At 68.1% G+C, this 13,854-nt stretch carries 20 protein-coding genes; 13 read left to right on the top strand and 7 right to left on the bottom strand.

The annotated features are described in order from the left end of the window. Positions 1–13 precede the first annotated feature (13 nt). From KBY90_RS13225 to KBY90_RS13200, 6 genes are all read left to right on the top strand, one after another. Positions 14–178 carry a hypothetical protein gene (locus KBY90_RS13225; RefSeq protein WP_254969124.1) on the top strand — a complete coding sequence of 55 codons (165 nt, stop codon included), beginning with the start codon at positions 14–16 and terminating at the stop codon, positions 176–178. A gap of 76 nt (positions 179–254) precedes the next feature. Next, on the top strand, positions 255–1,223 hold the full coding sequence (locus tag KBY90_RS13220; protein ID WP_254969123.1) for a hypothetical protein: 969 nt from the start codon (positions 255–257) through the stop codon (positions 1,221–1,223). Positions 1,224–1,419: 196 nt separating this feature from the next. Then, on the top strand, positions 1,420–1,740 hold the full coding sequence (locus tag KBY90_RS13215; protein ID WP_254969122.1) for a hypothetical protein: 321 nt from the start codon (positions 1,420–1,422) through the stop codon (positions 1,738–1,740). An 88-nt stretch (positions 1,741–1,828) separates the two neighbouring features. Continuing rightward, a complete protein-coding gene (locus tag KBY90_RS13210) occupies positions 1,829–2,239 on the top strand; it encodes a hypothetical protein (RefSeq protein ID WP_254969121.1) in 411 nt (136 codons plus the stop codon). Positions 2,240–2,249: 10 nt separating this feature from the next. Continuing rightward, positions 2,250–3,119 carry a hypothetical protein gene (locus KBY90_RS13205; RefSeq protein WP_254969120.1) on the top strand — a complete coding sequence of 290 codons (870 nt, stop codon included), beginning with the start codon at positions 2,250–2,252 and terminating at the stop codon, positions 3,117–3,119. Positions 3,120–3,195: 76 nt separating this feature from the next. After that, positions 3,196–4,317, top strand: coding sequence for a S1C family serine protease (locus tag KBY90_RS13200; RefSeq protein ID WP_254969119.1), 1,122 nt, complete (start codon positions 3,196–3,198; stop codon positions 4,315–4,317). A gap of 59 nt (positions 4,318–4,376) precedes the next feature. Here KBY90_RS13200 and KBY90_RS13195 read toward each other — a convergent pair whose 3' ends face one another. Next, on the bottom strand, positions 4,377–4,670 hold the full coding sequence (locus KBY90_RS13195; RefSeq protein WP_254969118.1) for a hypothetical protein: 294 nt from the start codon (positions 4,668–4,670) through the stop codon (positions 4,377–4,379). An 84-nt stretch (positions 4,671–4,754) separates the two neighbouring features. Between KBY90_RS13195 and KBY90_RS13190 the strand changes: the two genes are divergently transcribed. The 5 genes from KBY90_RS13190 to KBY90_RS13170 all read left to right on the top strand — a co-directional run bounded on the left by KBY90_RS13190 (position 4,755) and on the right by KBY90_RS13170 (position 8,390). After that, complete coding sequence (locus tag KBY90_RS13190) at positions 4,755–5,693, top strand: hypothetical protein (protein WP_254969117.1); 939 nt, start codon at positions 4,755–4,757, stop codon at positions 5,691–5,693. A gap of 77 nt (positions 5,694–5,770) precedes the next feature. Continuing rightward, positions 5,771–6,565 carry a hypothetical protein gene (locus KBY90_RS13185; protein WP_254969116.1) on the top strand — a complete coding sequence of 265 codons (795 nt, stop codon included), beginning with the start codon at positions 5,771–5,773 and terminating at the stop codon, positions 6,563–6,565. Positions 6,566–6,575: 10 nt separating this feature from the next. Next, positions 6,576–7,082, top strand: coding sequence for a hypothetical protein (locus tag KBY90_RS13180; RefSeq protein WP_254969115.1), 507 nt, complete (start codon positions 6,576–6,578; stop codon positions 7,080–7,082). 61 nt (positions 7,083–7,143) lie between these two features. Beyond that, positions 7,144–7,875, top strand: coding sequence for a response regulator transcription factor (locus tag KBY90_RS13175; protein ID WP_254969114.1), 732 nt, complete (start codon positions 7,144–7,146; stop codon positions 7,873–7,875). A 92-nt stretch (positions 7,876–7,967) separates the two neighbouring features. Next, a complete protein-coding gene (locus KBY90_RS13170) occupies positions 7,968–8,390 on the top strand; it encodes a hypothetical protein (RefSeq protein ID WP_254969113.1) in 423 nt (140 codons plus the stop codon). 35 nt (positions 8,391–8,425) lie between these two features. Here KBY90_RS13170 and KBY90_RS13165 read toward each other — a convergent pair whose 3' ends face one another. From KBY90_RS13165 to KBY90_RS13145, 5 genes are all read right to left on the bottom strand, one after another. Beyond that, the gene (locus KBY90_RS13165; RefSeq protein ID WP_254969112.1) at positions 8,426–9,001 is read right to left on the bottom strand and encodes a hypothetical protein; all 576 of its coding nucleotides are present in this window, start codon (positions 8,999–9,001) and stop codon (positions 8,426–8,428) included. Further along, positions 8,998–9,606, bottom strand: coding sequence for a HupE/UreJ family protein (locus tag KBY90_RS13160; protein ID WP_254969111.1), 609 nt, complete (start codon positions 9,604–9,606; stop codon positions 8,998–9,000). The genes KBY90_RS13165 and KBY90_RS13160 overlap by 4 nt, the downstream gene beginning before the upstream one ends. A 548-nt stretch (positions 9,607–10,154) precedes the next feature. Beyond that, the gene (locus KBY90_RS13155) at positions 10,155–10,520 is read right to left on the bottom strand and encodes an AbrB family transcriptional regulator (protein WP_254969110.1); all 366 of its coding nucleotides are present in this window, start codon (positions 10,518–10,520) and stop codon (positions 10,155–10,157) included. Between the two features lie 85 nt (positions 10,521–10,605). Continuing rightward, positions 10,606–11,262 (bottom strand): thermonuclease family protein, encoded by a 657-nt coding sequence (locus KBY90_RS13150; protein WP_254969109.1) that lies wholly within the window; start codon positions 11,260–11,262, stop codon positions 10,606–10,608. Then, a complete protein-coding gene (locus tag KBY90_RS13145) occupies positions 11,259–11,918 on the bottom strand; it encodes a hypothetical protein (protein ID WP_254969108.1) in 660 nt (219 codons plus the stop codon). Before KBY90_RS13145 ends, KBY90_RS13150 begins: the two co-directional genes overlap by 4 nt. A 125-nt stretch (positions 11,919–12,043) precedes the next feature. Between KBY90_RS13145 and KBY90_RS13140 the strand changes: the two genes are divergently transcribed. Continuing rightward, positions 12,044–12,574, top strand: a complete 531-nt coding sequence (locus KBY90_RS13140) for a DUF4236 domain-containing protein (protein WP_254969107.1) — start codon at positions 12,044–12,046, stop codon at positions 12,572–12,574. Positions 12,575–12,678: 104 nt separating this feature from the next. Continuing rightward, positions 12,679–13,176: a DUF924 family protein gene (locus tag KBY90_RS13135; protein ID WP_254969106.1), complete on the top strand. Its 498-nt coding sequence runs from the start codon at positions 12,679–12,681 to the stop codon at positions 13,174–13,176. Here the strand turns inward: KBY90_RS13135 and KBY90_RS13130 are convergent. Continuing rightward, the gene (locus KBY90_RS13130; RefSeq protein ID WP_254969105.1) at positions 13,165–13,848 is read right to left on the bottom strand and encodes a cupin domain-containing protein; all 684 of its coding nucleotides are present in this window, start codon (positions 13,846–13,848) and stop codon (positions 13,165–13,167) included. The genes KBY90_RS13135 and KBY90_RS13130 overlap by 12 nt on opposite strands. Positions 13,849–13,854: the final 6 nt, after the last annotated feature.

The following is a 13,854-nucleotide window of genomic DNA, read 5'->3' as shown; positions in this document are numbered from 1 at the left end:
CCGCGCGGGCACGATGAGCTTCACGCAACAGGGCCTCCTGGCCATGGGCCTTGGCGTCGTTCTCGCCCCTTTCACAGGCGGGCTTTCACTGTCCTATGGCGCATGCCACCTGCTCTCCGGTGTGGTCTGCGACCAGCTCAAGCTGGGCAGCCCCAAGGCACCCAAGTCCCAGAAATGACGGACTGCAATCAGTCCGCAGCCCCCGGAACGAGGGGGCAGGGACCAGCCCAGCGCCCTTTCCCCGTTCTCCAGCCATGACCCTCTATCGCTACACCAAAGACGAAGCCGGGCACCTCATCAGGCAGTCGCTCGAGGCCATCCCGGCTGGGGTTGCCATTCCCGCTGCCACAGTCGCCAACGCCTTCGGCGGTGTGGAGGCCTACCGGCGCGTGAGCTACGACGACCTCCCCTCGCACCTCAAAGAGCAGCTCCGCACCGACGGAACCCACGGTGGCCCCAGCCGCTCGGATGCAGAAGCACGCGAGCTGTTCGAGCAGGGCGTCAACGCAGAAGCCAGAGGCTCCATCGATGGCGTCGACGCCGTGGTCAATGACCCAAGCATCGATGCGATGCACATCGAGCCCCATGCCCACGGCGCCTCTGCTGATGCCTCCAACCTCGTCTACGGCCCGGAGGGGCTCAATTCACGCATCGGTAATCGCACGATGCGTGACACCGAGATCGCAGAAGCCGAGGCCTACACCCTGGAGGTGGCAGAAGCGGCCACGCCTGGCGTCACCGGTGATCTCACCGAAGTGGTGGGCGACACCCTCGAAACCGGCGGCCTCGGCGGTGTGATGGGCGGCGGCATCGCCGTGGCCCATCGCTGGGCCCAGGCCCAGGGGTATCGCGATGCCGGGCGCCACGACCTGGCCGAACAGGCCGAGGCGCTGATGGTTCAGGACGCTGCTCACGGTGCGGTGAACGGCGCCGTTCGCGGCACCGCTGTTGCCGTGACCCAGGCGGTGCTGGGCGCCAACCCGCTCACGGCCGGTATCGGCCTGGTGGCCCCGGATGCCGTGATGCTGCTCACCCAGAAGGATCAGCTCAGCGAGGCGGAATACAACCAGAAGAGCCTGGAGGTGGTGGGCAAAGGCGCCCTCGCCACAGTCCTGGTGTGCGCCGGCCCCGTGGGCTGGCTGGGGCTGGCGGGCCTCTCGATCGCTTCGGCGTACGGCAAGGCCAATCAGCAGGGCGGTGCCAGGAGACTCAGCCCGGGCTGAGGCTGAACTGGAGCACGACGACGAATCGGCATCCGCCGCCAGCTGGCTCGGGCCGCTGGCGGCTTTGCTGCGTCGACCGTGACCGATCTGAGCCCAACCAGAGAGGCCTGACAGTCAGCGAATCACCGCCATCAGGCCGGAACGAGGGGAGAGCACCGGAGGCAGGCGCCTCCCCTTCTTTCTGTTCCGCACTCCCATGGCCCTGTCCACCGATCCCTTCCTCGACAACATCAGCGATGCGTCCTTGCAGGTGCTGGAGCGCTTCGGGCCGGAGGCACCGATCAGGCTCCACACCTATGCCTGCAACCTCGAGCAGACCCTCCATGAGGCTCTCGGCCGGCAGGAGGTTCTTCGCAACCAGGTGCTGCGGCTTCAGAACGAACAGCAGCAGCTCCGTTCGCTCCTCACTGATCCCGATCAGCTCATCGACTACGTGAGCGATTTCTTTGGGGCGCAGGGCCCCTGCCCCGGTGGAGCGGTGATCTCACGCTTTGAGCCCCGGGCCCTGGCGGTCTGAATCACCCGCCTGCATCCAGAACGAACGGAGCGCACGGCCATCCCGTGGGTGGCCTCCTCCCCCACCCCCCACCTTCACCTTTTTCACCATGTCCACCTTCGGAAAGGCATCCGGCTCCATCTGGGAGAACTGGATGCGTGACCACGGCCAGTGGATCACCGAGTCCAGGGATCCGCTCGAGGCCATCGGCAAGGTCCTCTGGACGCCCTTCGGGGCTGCCTCCACCGGCGTCGCCGCCTACGTCGATGAGTTCGAGCGCCATCCCGAGGGCACCCTGGTCAAGACCGGCGGTGTCGCCCTCTCGACGGTGATCCCAGGCGCCGGTGCCGTCGCCGTCGCCGCTGATGCTGCCGCCATCGCCGGCGGCCATGTGCTCGGCGGCGAGATCAACCGCCAGCAGGAGGGCGAGGCCGCTGACCGGCGCGTGCAGGAGCAGACCCGCGCTTCGGTGAACAGCAATGCCGCCGGCCGCGATGAACTCCACGACCTCTACAGCTGAGGAGAGCACCATGACCCGTTCCACCTATCCCCTCATCACCCCGCCCCGGGGCAACCACGCCTCGATCGCCTGGGTGATGGAAAACCCGGCCATCGCCGCCGCTGCTCAGCAGCAACCCGATCTGGGCGCACAGTTCCTCGGGGCCTTCGCCACCAGCGCCTTCCTGGGCGGCATCGCCGAACTGTTCGAGCAGGCCGGTCTGGTGGGCTTCGATCTCAGCGCCCTGGTGGGCGCCAGCGGCGGCCAGATCGCCGAGGCGCTCAACATCGCCAACGGCTGGGATCCGGCCCGCACCTTCGCGGCCTCCCAGCGGGTGTTCACCCAGGAGTTCCTGGGCACCCGCCATGGCCGCACCGTGCCGAACTTCAGCCAGGCGCTGGCTGAACTCCTAGCCCGTCTGGTGGGGCCCCACAGCCAGGTCTACCGGGAAGTGATGTTCCACGGCACCGAGGCCCACAGGAACTGGGTGCGGCGCGGCAGCAATCCCACCGATGCCTCCGGCTACGACATCGTGGTGGTGGCGGGCAAGGCGAGCCAGATCCTGGCGATCGAGATCGACGAGCCCTGCGACATCCACAACACCGAGAGCTACCACACCACCCCGGAGCAGAAGCGCAAGGACGATGCCAAGGACGCCGATGCCGCCCGGCTCGGCATCCCCGTGCTGCGCCTCAGCGAGGCCCAGGTGTGGCGCCAGACCGACGCCTGCCTGGGGCTGGCCTTGCGGCTGCTGGATGTGTTCACCGACCTCGATTTCCCCGAGACGGTCTACCGGCGGCTGAACTACAAGGCCGTGCCGCGCCATGAGCGCTTCAGCGAGGCCAATGTGGCCGACGCGCGCGCGCCCTGGGGCTGGCGGCCGGCGGCGGCGATGGGCTGATGCACCACCACTCCCCGGGATGGGGGATGGCAGCCGCCGCCGCGCCGCAGAAGCTGAAACCAGAGAGACACCCGCCATGACAACCCGCTCGCTGGCTTCCCTGGCGGCCACCGGCCTGGTGGCGCTGGCCCTCAACGGCTGCCTGATCGTCGCCGGCGACAGCCGCGCCCCGGCGGAGGAGCCGTCGGGCTGGCGGCAGCCGGCATCCCAGCCGGCCCGGCCAGAAGCGCCAGCGGCATCACCCGGCACAGAGCCTGCCGCCTGCAGCGGTTCAACCCGCAGCGCCCAGGAGATCTTTGCCGCCTCCCGCGGCTCCATCGCCGTGGTGCACACGCCCGACAGCCAGGGCAGCGCCTTCGTGGTGAGCCATGGCGGCGGCCGCACCCTGCTGCTCACCAACTCCCATGTGGTGGGGCCCTACAGCCAGGTGCAGCTCCGCTGGAGCGATGGCAGCAGCGATCAGGCCGCCGTGGTGGCCGATGCCGGTGGCAGCGATCCCAGCACCGATCTGGCCCTGCTGGAGGTGAGCGGCAGCCGGGGCACCCCGCTGGCTCTGGCGTCGGGGCTGCCGGAGGTGGGGCAGAACGTGTTCGCCATCGGTGCCCCTAAGGGCCTGGAGTTCAGCCTCAGCCGCGGGGTGGTGAGCCAGCTGCGCGCCGATGGCGACCTCGTGCAGACCGATGCCGCCATCAATGGCGGCAACTCCGGCGGACCGTTGCTCGATGAGCTGGGCTGCGTGGTGGGCATGGCCACCTTCATCCTGCGCGATTCGCAGGGCCTGAACTTCGCCCTCTCCAGCCAGCTGATCAACCCCTTCCTGGCCGCCTCCAGCAGCGCCCGCACCCCGGCTCCCGCCTCACCCCCGAGCGGCTACGGCATCGGCTCCGGCCCCGAGGCCGCCAGCAGCCGCTGCGTGTTCCAGAGCTACAAGACGCCCCAGGCCGAGGAGATCGGCTGCAGCGTCAGCACCCGCCGCAACAGCAACGGCCACACCGTCTACGACGTGGCCTGGGCCGATGGCTACCGCAGCTCCTACGTGTTCTGGCGCGATGGCGACGTGGAGATCCTCAGCAAGGGCGGTGCCGGACAGCCCGATACCCACCTGGGGACCTTCGAGCCGTTCCGGGATGGCGTGGCGATCACCAGCAACGAGGGCAGCGTCACCGTGCTGCCCAACCTCGAACCCTCGCTCAACTGAGCCCAGCGCGTCTCACCGCACTCTCCACTTCCACCACGATGTTCAACCCCGAGGACCCTTCAACCTGGCCGGCCGTTGCTGATGCCAGCCCACAGCTGCAGATCGCCTGCGACTTCAAGAAGCAGGACTGCTTTCAGCAGGCGATCGATCTCTCCACCACCCATCTCCACAGGAGCTGCAAAGGCCTGCAGTCCAGGGAGGGCCGGATCCGCCTGGCGGCTGTCTGGTCCAGCAGTCTCTTCGAGTTCCACCTCGGCCGGCTGGAGCTTCCTGAGGCGGAGCCTCTGGATCTGGACTGGTGGATCAAGCACACCCTGCTGGTCGGCCTTGAGCCCTATGCCCTCAGGACCCACGCCACCTCACTGAAGTGGTGCTTTGACCCTGACTACGGAGACGGTGAGCTCGATGCGATCAAGCGACGGGGTTCCGTCGATCAGGTGGTTGTCGTTGGCTGGGATAAGCACGAGGGCGAACTTTTCCCCAGAGACAGCTATGAGACCGTCTTTTGCGGCTCCGATGACGAATCCGATGCTGATCCCTCCGACCCCATCCAGTACAAGTGCCAGGTCAAGGATGTAACGGACTATGGCTATCGCCTGCTGATCGCAGTTGACGAGAATGGCCCTGGAGACAACCAGCAGCGATTCACTGCCGAGTGCAACCGCTGTTCGAGCGACTGGGCGCGCTTCCTGCAGATCCTCTCCCGCCGGCTGCAGGAGTCGTTCGGGGACTACATCTACTCTCAGGAACACCTCCGCCGGGAGGTGGCCGCTCTGCTGCCCGGAGACGAGCGGGAACCACCGTTTGCCGAACCCGACAAGGTGGAGTCAGGCTGGTACTTTCATGACGACCTGTCCCGTCTCGAGGCCCCCGATCAGGTGTTCCCGGAGCTGGCCTCGGGGGGCAACATCCTGAAGGAACTCTTTTCCGTCAACCGCGCCATCGACGATGCCGAGGTGCGGCGGCGTGACCTGGCCCGCCGGCAGGCCCGCTCCCAGATCGAGGCACACATCGCCGAGCTGCTCACCCTGCGCGGTTTCGCGGTGGTGATCGAGCCCGAGATCCTCTTCCCCCTGGCCGAGATCGCCGTGAAGAAAACACCGGATCTGCTGGTGATCGAGGCAGGCCGGATGATCGCCATCGAGATCGACGACTCCAGCCATGTCGTCAAACTCAAAAAGGATCGCAAACCCAGTTCGATCGTGAACTGGGAGAAGTGGCAGAAGGACCGTGATCTCGATCGCGTGATGCTGATCCATGGCTTTCCCGTCTACCGGGTCAGCCATGAAACAGCTGACAAGAGCCCGCAGACCGTCGTCTCCGAGGTGATGGCGATCTTCTCCAGCCTCAGCGGCCGCCGCCACACCTACTCCTGAGAGCCTCCCGGCCGGTGCGGGGGATGAATCAACCCCGAGCTGCCGGAACGAAGGGACTGCATCCGCGACTCACTGACATGGCCTCAACCCTCGCTTCTCCCCGTACCCGCCCTCAGGTCCGCGGTCCCCTGCGCCGCATGGATCTGGCGGCTCTCCACGGAGAGGTTCATCGCTTCAGCGGCATCGTGGATCGCTTCGGCAGCTTCGCCTGCGGCGAGCAGACCGTGCCCACGATCTGCATCCGTTCGCTGCGGCTGGAGGCATCGGCAGCGCCGGTTCAACCCGATCACTGGTGGTTCCCTCTCCGCGACATCTGGAGCGAGGCCGGTGTGCGGGCCGGTGACACGGTGCTGTTCACCGCCAAGGTGCAGCGCTGCAGCAAGGGTTCGCTCGATCCCGACGCCGCCGACCAACCCGAGGGCACCAGGGGCCGCCGCTGCTCGCGCCCCCGTGAGCAGGTGATCGGCTTCGGCAGGAGTCCACGCTCGGTGGTCGTCACCGCACGGGCCATCGGCAGCCGCGCCGTGGTGCAGGAGGTGCTGAGCGAGAAGGCCGCCATCACGCGCCATCTGGACGTTGCCCGCGCAGAGCTGGAGCGCAGCACCCAGCACCGCGACGCCCTGCTCGCGGACATCCAGCGCCTGCAGGATCAGCTCCATGAGCGCGACGACCGCCTGGCGCACAACGCCCAGGCCATCACCCGGCTGCTGCAGCGGATTCAACGCCGTTGCCACAGTGCCCGACGCAAGGCGGCGCTGGCCGCGCTGCTGGCCCTGGTTGTCGGTCTTGGAGGCGGGCTGGTGATCGGCTCCGGCATCTCCGGCGGCCCGCAGCAGCTGCCATCCCCACACTGGGGGCAGCGACGCGGCTGAGGAGAAGCTGATGGCCATTCCCCTGAGCGGGCTGATCGACCGGGGCAGCCTCGGATTTGCACGTCACCTCCATGAGCAATCAGGGCGCGATGGAATCATCAACTACTGGCTGGATACCAGCTACATGTCTCGCGCTGAGCAGCGTTTCAGCACCAGGCTGTTCCGTCAGATCGACAGGCTGACCGGCATCACCTTCAAAGCAACGGGTTTTCGCAGTAGCGATCTGGATGTCTACTGCGTTCCCAATCTCAAAGGACGTGTGATCGGGCGGGCCGTCCAGACCCGTTTCGGGGCCAGGATCCTCTGGGAAGATGAAGGCGGCAGCCGGCTGACGAGCGTCGAGAAGACAACAATCGCCCATGAACTGCTGCACACCCTCGGCTTGAGCCATCCCTTCGGTGATGGGTACAACCCGGCCTACTCCACCCGGGATACGGTGATGTCCTACAACGAACAGGGTTGGTTTGGTCTGACCAGCTCGGATGTTGCGGCCCTCCAGCACGTGTGGGGCGCATGAGCGCCTGTTGGGCCGGCCATCGATAGGCTCGGGGTCAGCAGCAAGCAAGCCCGCTCTCTCGATGGACCTCACCAGGCTGCTGCCTGAGATTCCGGCTCTGCTGGAGGAGCTCGATGCTCTTCTGGCCCCGCACACCACCGTGGCCTGCCTGGAGACCATGAAATGGCTGGGGGCGTTCATGTGCATCCCAGCGGTACACAAGAGCCTGGTGGGTGCCGCAACCACCGAGGCCGAGGGCGATGCCCTGGTGCAGAGGCACAACCCCAGCCTGCTGATCGTGAGCCAGCACCTCGAGAGCGGCACGGGTCTGTCGCTCGTTGCCCGCAGCGAACGCCGCGACCGCTCGATCAAGACCCTGCTGGTGGCCGATGATGCCAACGAGGTGCTGGTGCGCGAGGCGCTGGCCCGCGGCTGTGACGGGATCTGCTTTCAGTCCGAGCGCTTCATGCCCGCCCTGAAGGTGGTGGCGGGTGGAGGCGTCTACTACCCCAGGGAGGTGGCGGGCGTGCTGCGCCGCCGGGGCGACAGCCCTCCGGCCGATGCTCTCACCGAGCGGGAGCTGGAGGTGCTCGAGGGGCTGATGCTCGGGCTCACGGACCGGCGGATCGGCGAACGGCTGTTCGTGACCCCGGAGACCGTGAAGACCCACGTGAAGCACATCTTCCAGAAGCTGGCGGTCGAAAACCGGACCCAGGCTGCCGTGAAGGGACTCGCTGCCGGGCTGATCTCGCTGGAGGGGGCGATGGCCGGCCGGCTGGGCGATGGTGCTCCGCCACAGGCCCAACAGGCCTGAGCCTTGGCGCAGTTTCTGTCCTGGGCTGCGGCGCTGGCAGGCAGCAGCGGCCGAGGTTAGAAGCGAAGGGAATTGACGCAAGGACCGAAACCGTGAAGAAAGCCCTGATCGCCGCCGGATGCCTGCTCGCCCTGGCCTCCTTCGCGCCGATGGATGCCGCCTGGGCCCAGCGCTCGTCGCAGGTGCAGTTCAAGCCCGGCAACTACGGCACGATGGTGAGCGGCACCATCACCGGCCGGGAATACATCGACTACAAGCTCAGCGCAAGGAAAGGCCAGAAGATGGCCGCCGAGATCGCCGTGAGCAGCACCAACGGCAATGGGACGGTGTACTTCAACATCCTGCCGCCCGGCAGCACGGGGGAGGCCATCTACATCGGCAGCCAGGACAGCGACAGGTCGGCCCTGGTGACCCTGCCCGCTACCGGCACCTACACGATCCGGGTGTATCTGATGGGCAACGACAAGGACGCCGGCAAGAGGGTGGCCTTCAACCTGGATCTCTCCATCCAGTGATCCACACCTCCCGCCCCTGAGCGGCTCGGTACTGGTCAGCTGGGATGGCGCAGCTGCCACCCCAGCAGCAGCAGGGCGGTGGCTGCGATCCAGCTGCCGGCCACCTGGATGGCGATCGGCCCCCAGCCGACGCGCAGCAGCGCAAGAGCGCTGGCGAGCAGCCCCGTCACCAGCCCCAGGGTGAGGGCCTCGGCGAGCACCACGGCCAGGCCGCCGCTGTGGCCGGCCATCGCCGAGCCGCTCACCACAGCGAAGCCGGCGGCGCCCAGCGGCAGCAGGGCGAGGAGCGCCCGGGGAGGCAGAGGGATCCGGAAGCTCACCAGCAGTGCGAGGGCCGTGAGTGCGGCGCTGAGGAGGGGGGCCACCAGCAGCTCCCGCGGCAGGGCCACACCGACCAGAGCGCCGGCCAGCCAGCCTGCCGGCACCCGCCACCACAACCGCTCCAGGGTCCGGGGGCCGTGCTGCAGCGCCAGCAGCACCAGCGCGATCGCCAGCAGCAGGTCGGTGGGCTCCAGCAGCAGCCGGGCGGCACCATCGGCCCAGGCCCCCAGGCCGGTGACCGGCGCATGGGCCAGGGGCAGACACCAGCACCATCCGGGGGGCCGGATCATGCCAGAGCCTTCTGCAGGAACAGCAGCCCCACCAGGGCGATGACCGCGCCGGCGCCGCGGGCGAGAGCACGGCCTCCTCTCCAGCGGCGGGCCTCACCGATCAGGATCCCGGTCAGGTGCAGAAGGCCGGTGGCGATCACGAAGCCCAGGCTGTAGAGCAGGGCATCGCCGCCGCTCGGCAGTTCGGCACCATGGGCATGGCCGTGGAACACCGCAAATGCCGCGACGACCAGCGCCGCCAGAGCCAGTGGCGCCCGGATCTCGAACAGCACCATCAGGCCCATCGCCAGCCCGGAGACGGCGATGCCGATCTCCACGCCGGGGATCGGCACGCCCAGCATGCCCAGCAGACCCCCGAGGGCCATCACCAGCGGGAACGCCACCGGCAGCAGCCAGAGCGCCGGTGGACCGAGCACCACCCCCCACAGGCCCACGGCCACCATCGCCACCACGTGATCGAGGCCCGAGACGGGATGGAGCAGTCCGGAGAGAAAGCCACCGGCGTGCCCGGCTTCCGCATGGGCCAGCACCGGCGCCGGCGCCCCAAGCACAAGCAGGCCGGCGGTGGCGAGCACCAGGGAGAGCGGCAGGAGATGGCGTGGCATCGACAACGTTGTGGCATTCAGCAAGCCTGACCGGACGGGGGGCCCTGTTCGCGATCGCAACGGGTTCTTGATGAAGAGCCGTTTCGGCAGATCACGAGCGGTCACAGCCGGCGCCACCTGCGTTGGCGCATTACCGTCCCGGTCCGAGGGTGATGGCATCGCTCCGGAGAGCGCGCTGACGATCCGGCCCCTGCTCCAACATCCTCACCCGATCACCGGTCTTCCAGGCGTGTGACGCCGTCGCCGTCCACTGCACCGCCCCAGGTGCCCCGGACCCCACGGGAGAGCCCACTGGACCCCTGCCCCCAGGCGCCAGGGTCAGCAGCTCCGCCCCCACCTCGTTCAACCGCAAGCCCGGTGGCCTCGCCATCGGGCTTTGCCATTGGTGAGACAAAGCCATGAAAAAGGCGCCCCGTTTCGGGCGCCTTTGGGCCGGTTGCCGGGTTTTGGACTCGCACCGCCCGGGCCGTGGCCTCTGACCTATGGATACACCCGCCCTGGGCGAGTGTCAGTGCGGCAAGCCGGTCGGTGCTTCTACCGATGGCGGATCACTCGTCCTCGTCACTGCCGCCAATGGGCAGCAGCTTGATCTGCTTGCGGCCGAGCTTGATCTCGAACTCATCGCCGGGCTGCAGGCCCAGCTGGGCGGTGTAGGCCTTGCCCACCAGCAGATTGCCGTTGAACTGCACCTTGGTTTCGTAGCTGAGCTTGCGGCCGGCCTTGCCGCGGCCCTGCCCCGATTCACCGAGGGTCACACCCTTGGCTTCCAGCAGGGCCTCGTAGAAGGCGGTGAAGTTCAGCCGCTCGGTGCCGTCCTTCTTGGTGCTGACGTAGCCGCACTCGCGCACCAGTTCGGACTTGCTGGCATCGCCCAGTTCCTTGACCTTGGCGAGCAGATCGGATCCGCTGAGCATGTCCCCAAAACGTTGATTGGTCTCTACACCTTACTGGCCAGGCTGCCAAGAACCGTGGCCGTGAAGGGGAGAATGCCGACCGTCTTCAGCGGGGAAGGGATTCACAGGCCTCCCCATCGCCATCCCCATCGAGGTAGGTGTGGCCCTGACGAAGGAGCTGCTGGGCGCGTGCAGAGGAGCCGATCTGCCTGCAGGTGTAGCGCCTGCCACCGGGGGTGGTGCCGTCAGGGATGTTGCGCCCCCGCGGTGAACGGCGGAAGTCCCAGGGCCGGGTGATGCCTCCATTCACTTGCCAGACACCAGCGCGTCGCCGACTGGCCCTGACTTCGGCATCCAGGTACTCCCGGGCATTGCAGCCGCTGAGGTACTGCCGGTAGGCAAAGGCCTGGCCGTCCTCCACCAGTGCCAGGCCAATGTTGATCTCGCCGATCACCTCAGCCACGGTGCGGCCATAGCGGTCGGTGGTGTTCACATCCAGCCGCACCGTGGAACCGATTGGTAGCCGCATCCGCAGATAGTCACGGGCGCGCTGGCCATGGGGTTGCTGGGCCATCTCCGGGGCGTCGATGCAGGCCAGCCGCACGGTGATGGCCCGGTCCTGCTGACGGACGCGGATGGTGTCACCATCGCCGATCGAGACCACCCTGCCCGCCGATCCATACCCCACCACCACAGTTGGCAGCAGCAGTAGACACGCAAGCCCGACAAGGGGCAGAAGCCAGCGCCGCTCCAAACGGATCAAGGCGCCTGAGAAGCCGGCGCGCTGCGCTCCAGCAGCAACTCCAGCTGACGGTCCTGACGCTCAAGCACCGCCAGGAATCCCGCCACGGTGATGCCCAGCACGACCATCCAGGCGAGCGAGGTCCCGGCCACCAGCTTCCAGGGGTTGGCCGCCCGTCCCGGCCGCCATGACCTGGGGGCGCTTGAACCGCGACCTGCGCCGGGTTGCTCGGCCTCCAGATCCAGCAGCACCCGCAGGAGGGCCTCCGGCGTCACCGGCACCAGGGCCGAGGACTTAAGCGCTGAGGAGGGTTCAGCCCCACTGGCCTGGGCCGCCAGCAGCTCGCGGCAGTGCTGCAGCCCGCCGCCGGCCCAGAACAGCCCCCAGGCCCGCCGGTCCTGCTGCAACGCCACCCACCGGTGGGGGCGCACATCGTTGCGGATCAGCTGCGCCGCCTTGGCCAGGCTCCAGCTGCGACCGGCGGCCAATGAGGGCTGCGCCTCCAGCAGCAGCCGACCCTGGGGATCACGGGTGTAGCCGGTGGCCACCTGCAGGGAGAACACATCGAGGATCTGCATCCGGGCACCAGGCCGGCGCTGGGCGGCATCGGGCGACCAGAACACCAGCGCCCCGCGCTCACGGGCGATGCAGCGCTTCATCTGCACGTTGGTGGGCATCAGCCTCAACCCCCCAGAGGCGGGACGGCCATTGTGGCGGGATCGGGCTTGCGCGTCTTCTGGTGTGCTCCGATGCTCAGCGGTGCTCTGTTCGGCGCCGACTGCCTGACGAGGACCTGAGCGCCATGAGCTTCCGCTTTAGAAAGACCGCCCGCGTGGGACCTCTGCGGTTCAACTTCGCCAGGAGCGGCCTGAGCTCAATCTCGGTGGGCGGCCGGGGAGCGTCGTTCAACATCCCGGTAGCGCGGCCGGGCCGGGCTCGCACCACGGTGGGCCTGCCGGGCACCGGCCTGAGCTGGAGCGTGGAGGCCCCCGCTGGGCCTGCGGCGGGGCTGCCCAACAGCCGCCGGCTGCGGCCCGGCCAGTTGGAGGACTTCAAGGGCAGCGTGCTCGAGGTGCTGCAGAGCGAGGTGTTCGGCCCGGGAACGCCCGGTCAGCGGCTCTGGGAGGAAGGCACGGTGAGCCGGCTGCTGGCCAATGGTTCCCTGGGCGGCCGTGTGGCCGGCCAGCTGGCGCTGATCGAAACGCCGGAGGCCATGGCGGATTACATCGGCAGCGCCCGCAGCCAGGACGATGCCAAACGCCGTGCCCACCGCTGCATCGAGGCGGTGCGGGAGGCCACGCTGTTGGCAGCGGCAAGGCGCCGGCTGGCGTGAACGGCTGAGCGGTCCTTCCTTCCGCTCTGTCCGTGACGATCGGCGCCGGAACCATCATGTCCAGCGGTTCGCCAGCCAGGGTGACGATCTTCAACCCTTCACCCTTGGTCGCCGTCGCCCCCATCTCTGCTGCCGAGCTGCTGCGCTTCTGGTTCGAGCAGAGCGAGCCGCGGCATTGGTTCAGCAAGGATCCGGCCTTTGACGCTCAGGTGCGGGAGCGCTTCAGCGGCCTCACCCGGCAGGCGATCCAGGGTGAGCTGAGCGGCTGGGCCAGCGAGCCCCGGAGCGGCCTGGCGCTGGTGCTGCTGCTGGATCAGTTCCCGCGCCAGATCTGGCGCGGCAGCGCCATGGCCTTTGCTGGCGACAGCTCGGCCCTGGCCCTGAGCCTGGGGGCGGTGGAGCGCGGCTGGGTGGCGGCTGAGCCGGAGCAGGCGCGGCGGCAGCTCTGGCTGATGTCCCAGATGCACAGTGAGGTGTTCGCCCGGCGGCACCGTGACGTGATCGCCCGCTTTGGGCGCTTCCCCCACCGCAATGCCGCCCTGGGCCGGGTGTCGAGCGCCGAGGAACTGGCCTTCCTGCAGACCCCTGGCTCAGGCTTCTGATCCATCCGGCCCCAGGGTGGCGGGCAGGTGGCCGGTCTTGACCCAGATCGTGCAACCCGCCTCACTCCAGGGCCGATGCACACTGCCCGGCGGATTGCGCAGCCAGCACCCGGCCGCATAGCTGCCCTGCTCGTCCTGGAACACGCCATCGAGCACAAGGATCTCCTCGCCGCCGGGATGGGCGTGGGGCTGAAATCGCGTGCCCGGCGCCCAGCGCACCAGGGCCACGTGCTCCGAGCCGAAGGCGTGCAGCGGCATCACCTCCAGCCCATCCACCAGGCCAGGCCTCCAGCTTCCGCGGTGGGTGTCGATCACCAGCCGCTGCTGATCGCCTGGGTGCATCTGCTGGAGCTTCACCAGGATCGTGCAGCCCGACTCGCTGAAGGGAGCATGGCTGGAGCCGACGGGATTGCGCAGGTAGGTGCCGGCGGGATAGTCGCCCTGCTCGTCGGAGAAGATGCCCTCCAGCACCAGGATCTCCTCGCCACCGCCATGGACATGGCGCTCAAAGCTGCTCCCCGGCGCATAGCGCACGATCGAGGTGGCCCGGGCCACCTCCTCGCCGCGGCGATCCAGCAGGCGCCGCTCCACACCCGCCCTCGGCGAGGGCATCCAGGCCAGGGTGCTGGTGTCGAGCAACGCGCGCTGGCTGAGGTCGGCATGAAGGTGCATGGCCAC

This window comes from Cyanobium sp. CH-040, assembly GCF_024346135.1.
In the GTDB taxonomy this organism is placed as follows: Bacteria; Cyanobacteriota; Cyanobacteriia; order PCC-6307; family Cyanobiaceae; genus NIES-981.
Note: the sequence above shows the minus strand (reverse complement) of the source record. Positions and strands in the feature narration are given on the sequence as shown.

Bases quoted from the DNA above. Each gene is read 5' to 3' on its own strand.
- KBY90_RS13185 (WP_254969116.1), top strand. From the start codon at position 5,771: ATGGCCTCAACCCTCGCTTCTCCCCGTACCCGCCCTCAGGTCCGCGGT.
- KBY90_RS13155 (WP_254969110.1), bottom strand. From the start codon at position 10,520: ATGCTCAGCGGATCCGATCTGCTCGCCAAGGTCAAGGAACTGGGCGAT.
- KBY90_RS13140 (WP_254969107.1), top strand. From the start codon at position 12,044: ATGAGCTTCCGCTTTAGAAAGACCGCCCGCGTGGGACCTCTGCGGTTC.
- KBY90_RS13210 (WP_254969121.1), top strand. From the start codon at position 1,829: ATGTCCACCTTCGGAAAGGCATCCGGCTCCATCTGGGAGAACTGGATG.
- KBY90_RS13200 (WP_254969119.1), top strand. From the start codon at position 3,196: ATGACAACCCGCTCGCTGGCTTCCCTGGCGGCCACCGGCCTGGTGGCG.
- KBY90_RS13165 (WP_254969112.1), bottom strand. From the start codon at position 9,001: ATGATCCGGCCCCCCGGATGGTGCTGGTGTCTGCCCCTGGCCCATGCG.
- KBY90_RS13180 (WP_254969115.1), top strand. From the start codon at position 6,576: ATGGCCATTCCCCTGAGCGGGCTGATCGACCGGGGCAGCCTCGGATTT.
- KBY90_RS13160 (WP_254969111.1), bottom strand. From the start codon at position 9,606: ATGCCACGCCATCTCCTGCCGCTCTCCCTGGTGCTCGCCACCGCCGGC.
- KBY90_RS13220 (WP_254969123.1), top strand. From the start codon at position 255: ATGACCCTCTATCGCTACACCAAAGACGAAGCCGGGCACCTCATCAGG.
- KBY90_RS13225 (WP_254969124.1), top strand. From the start codon at position 14: ATGAGCTTCACGCAACAGGGCCTCCTGGCCATGGGCCTTGGCGTCGTT.
- KBY90_RS13205 (WP_254969120.1), top strand. From the start codon at position 2,250: ATGACCCGTTCCACCTATCCCCTCATCACCCCGCCCCGGGGCAACCAC.
- KBY90_RS13175 (WP_254969114.1), top strand. From the start codon at position 7,144: ATGGACCTCACCAGGCTGCTGCCTGAGATTCCGGCTCTGCTGGAGGAG.
- KBY90_RS13130 (WP_254969105.1), bottom strand. From the start codon at position 13,848: ATGCACCTTCATGCCGACCTCAGCCAGCGCGCGTTGCTCGACACCAGC.
- KBY90_RS13215 (WP_254969122.1), top strand. From the start codon at position 1,420: ATGGCCCTGTCCACCGATCCCTTCCTCGACAACATCAGCGATGCGTCC.
- KBY90_RS13145 (WP_254969108.1), bottom strand. From the start codon at position 11,918: ATGCCCACCAACGTGCAGATGAAGCGCTGCATCGCCCGTGAGCGCGGG.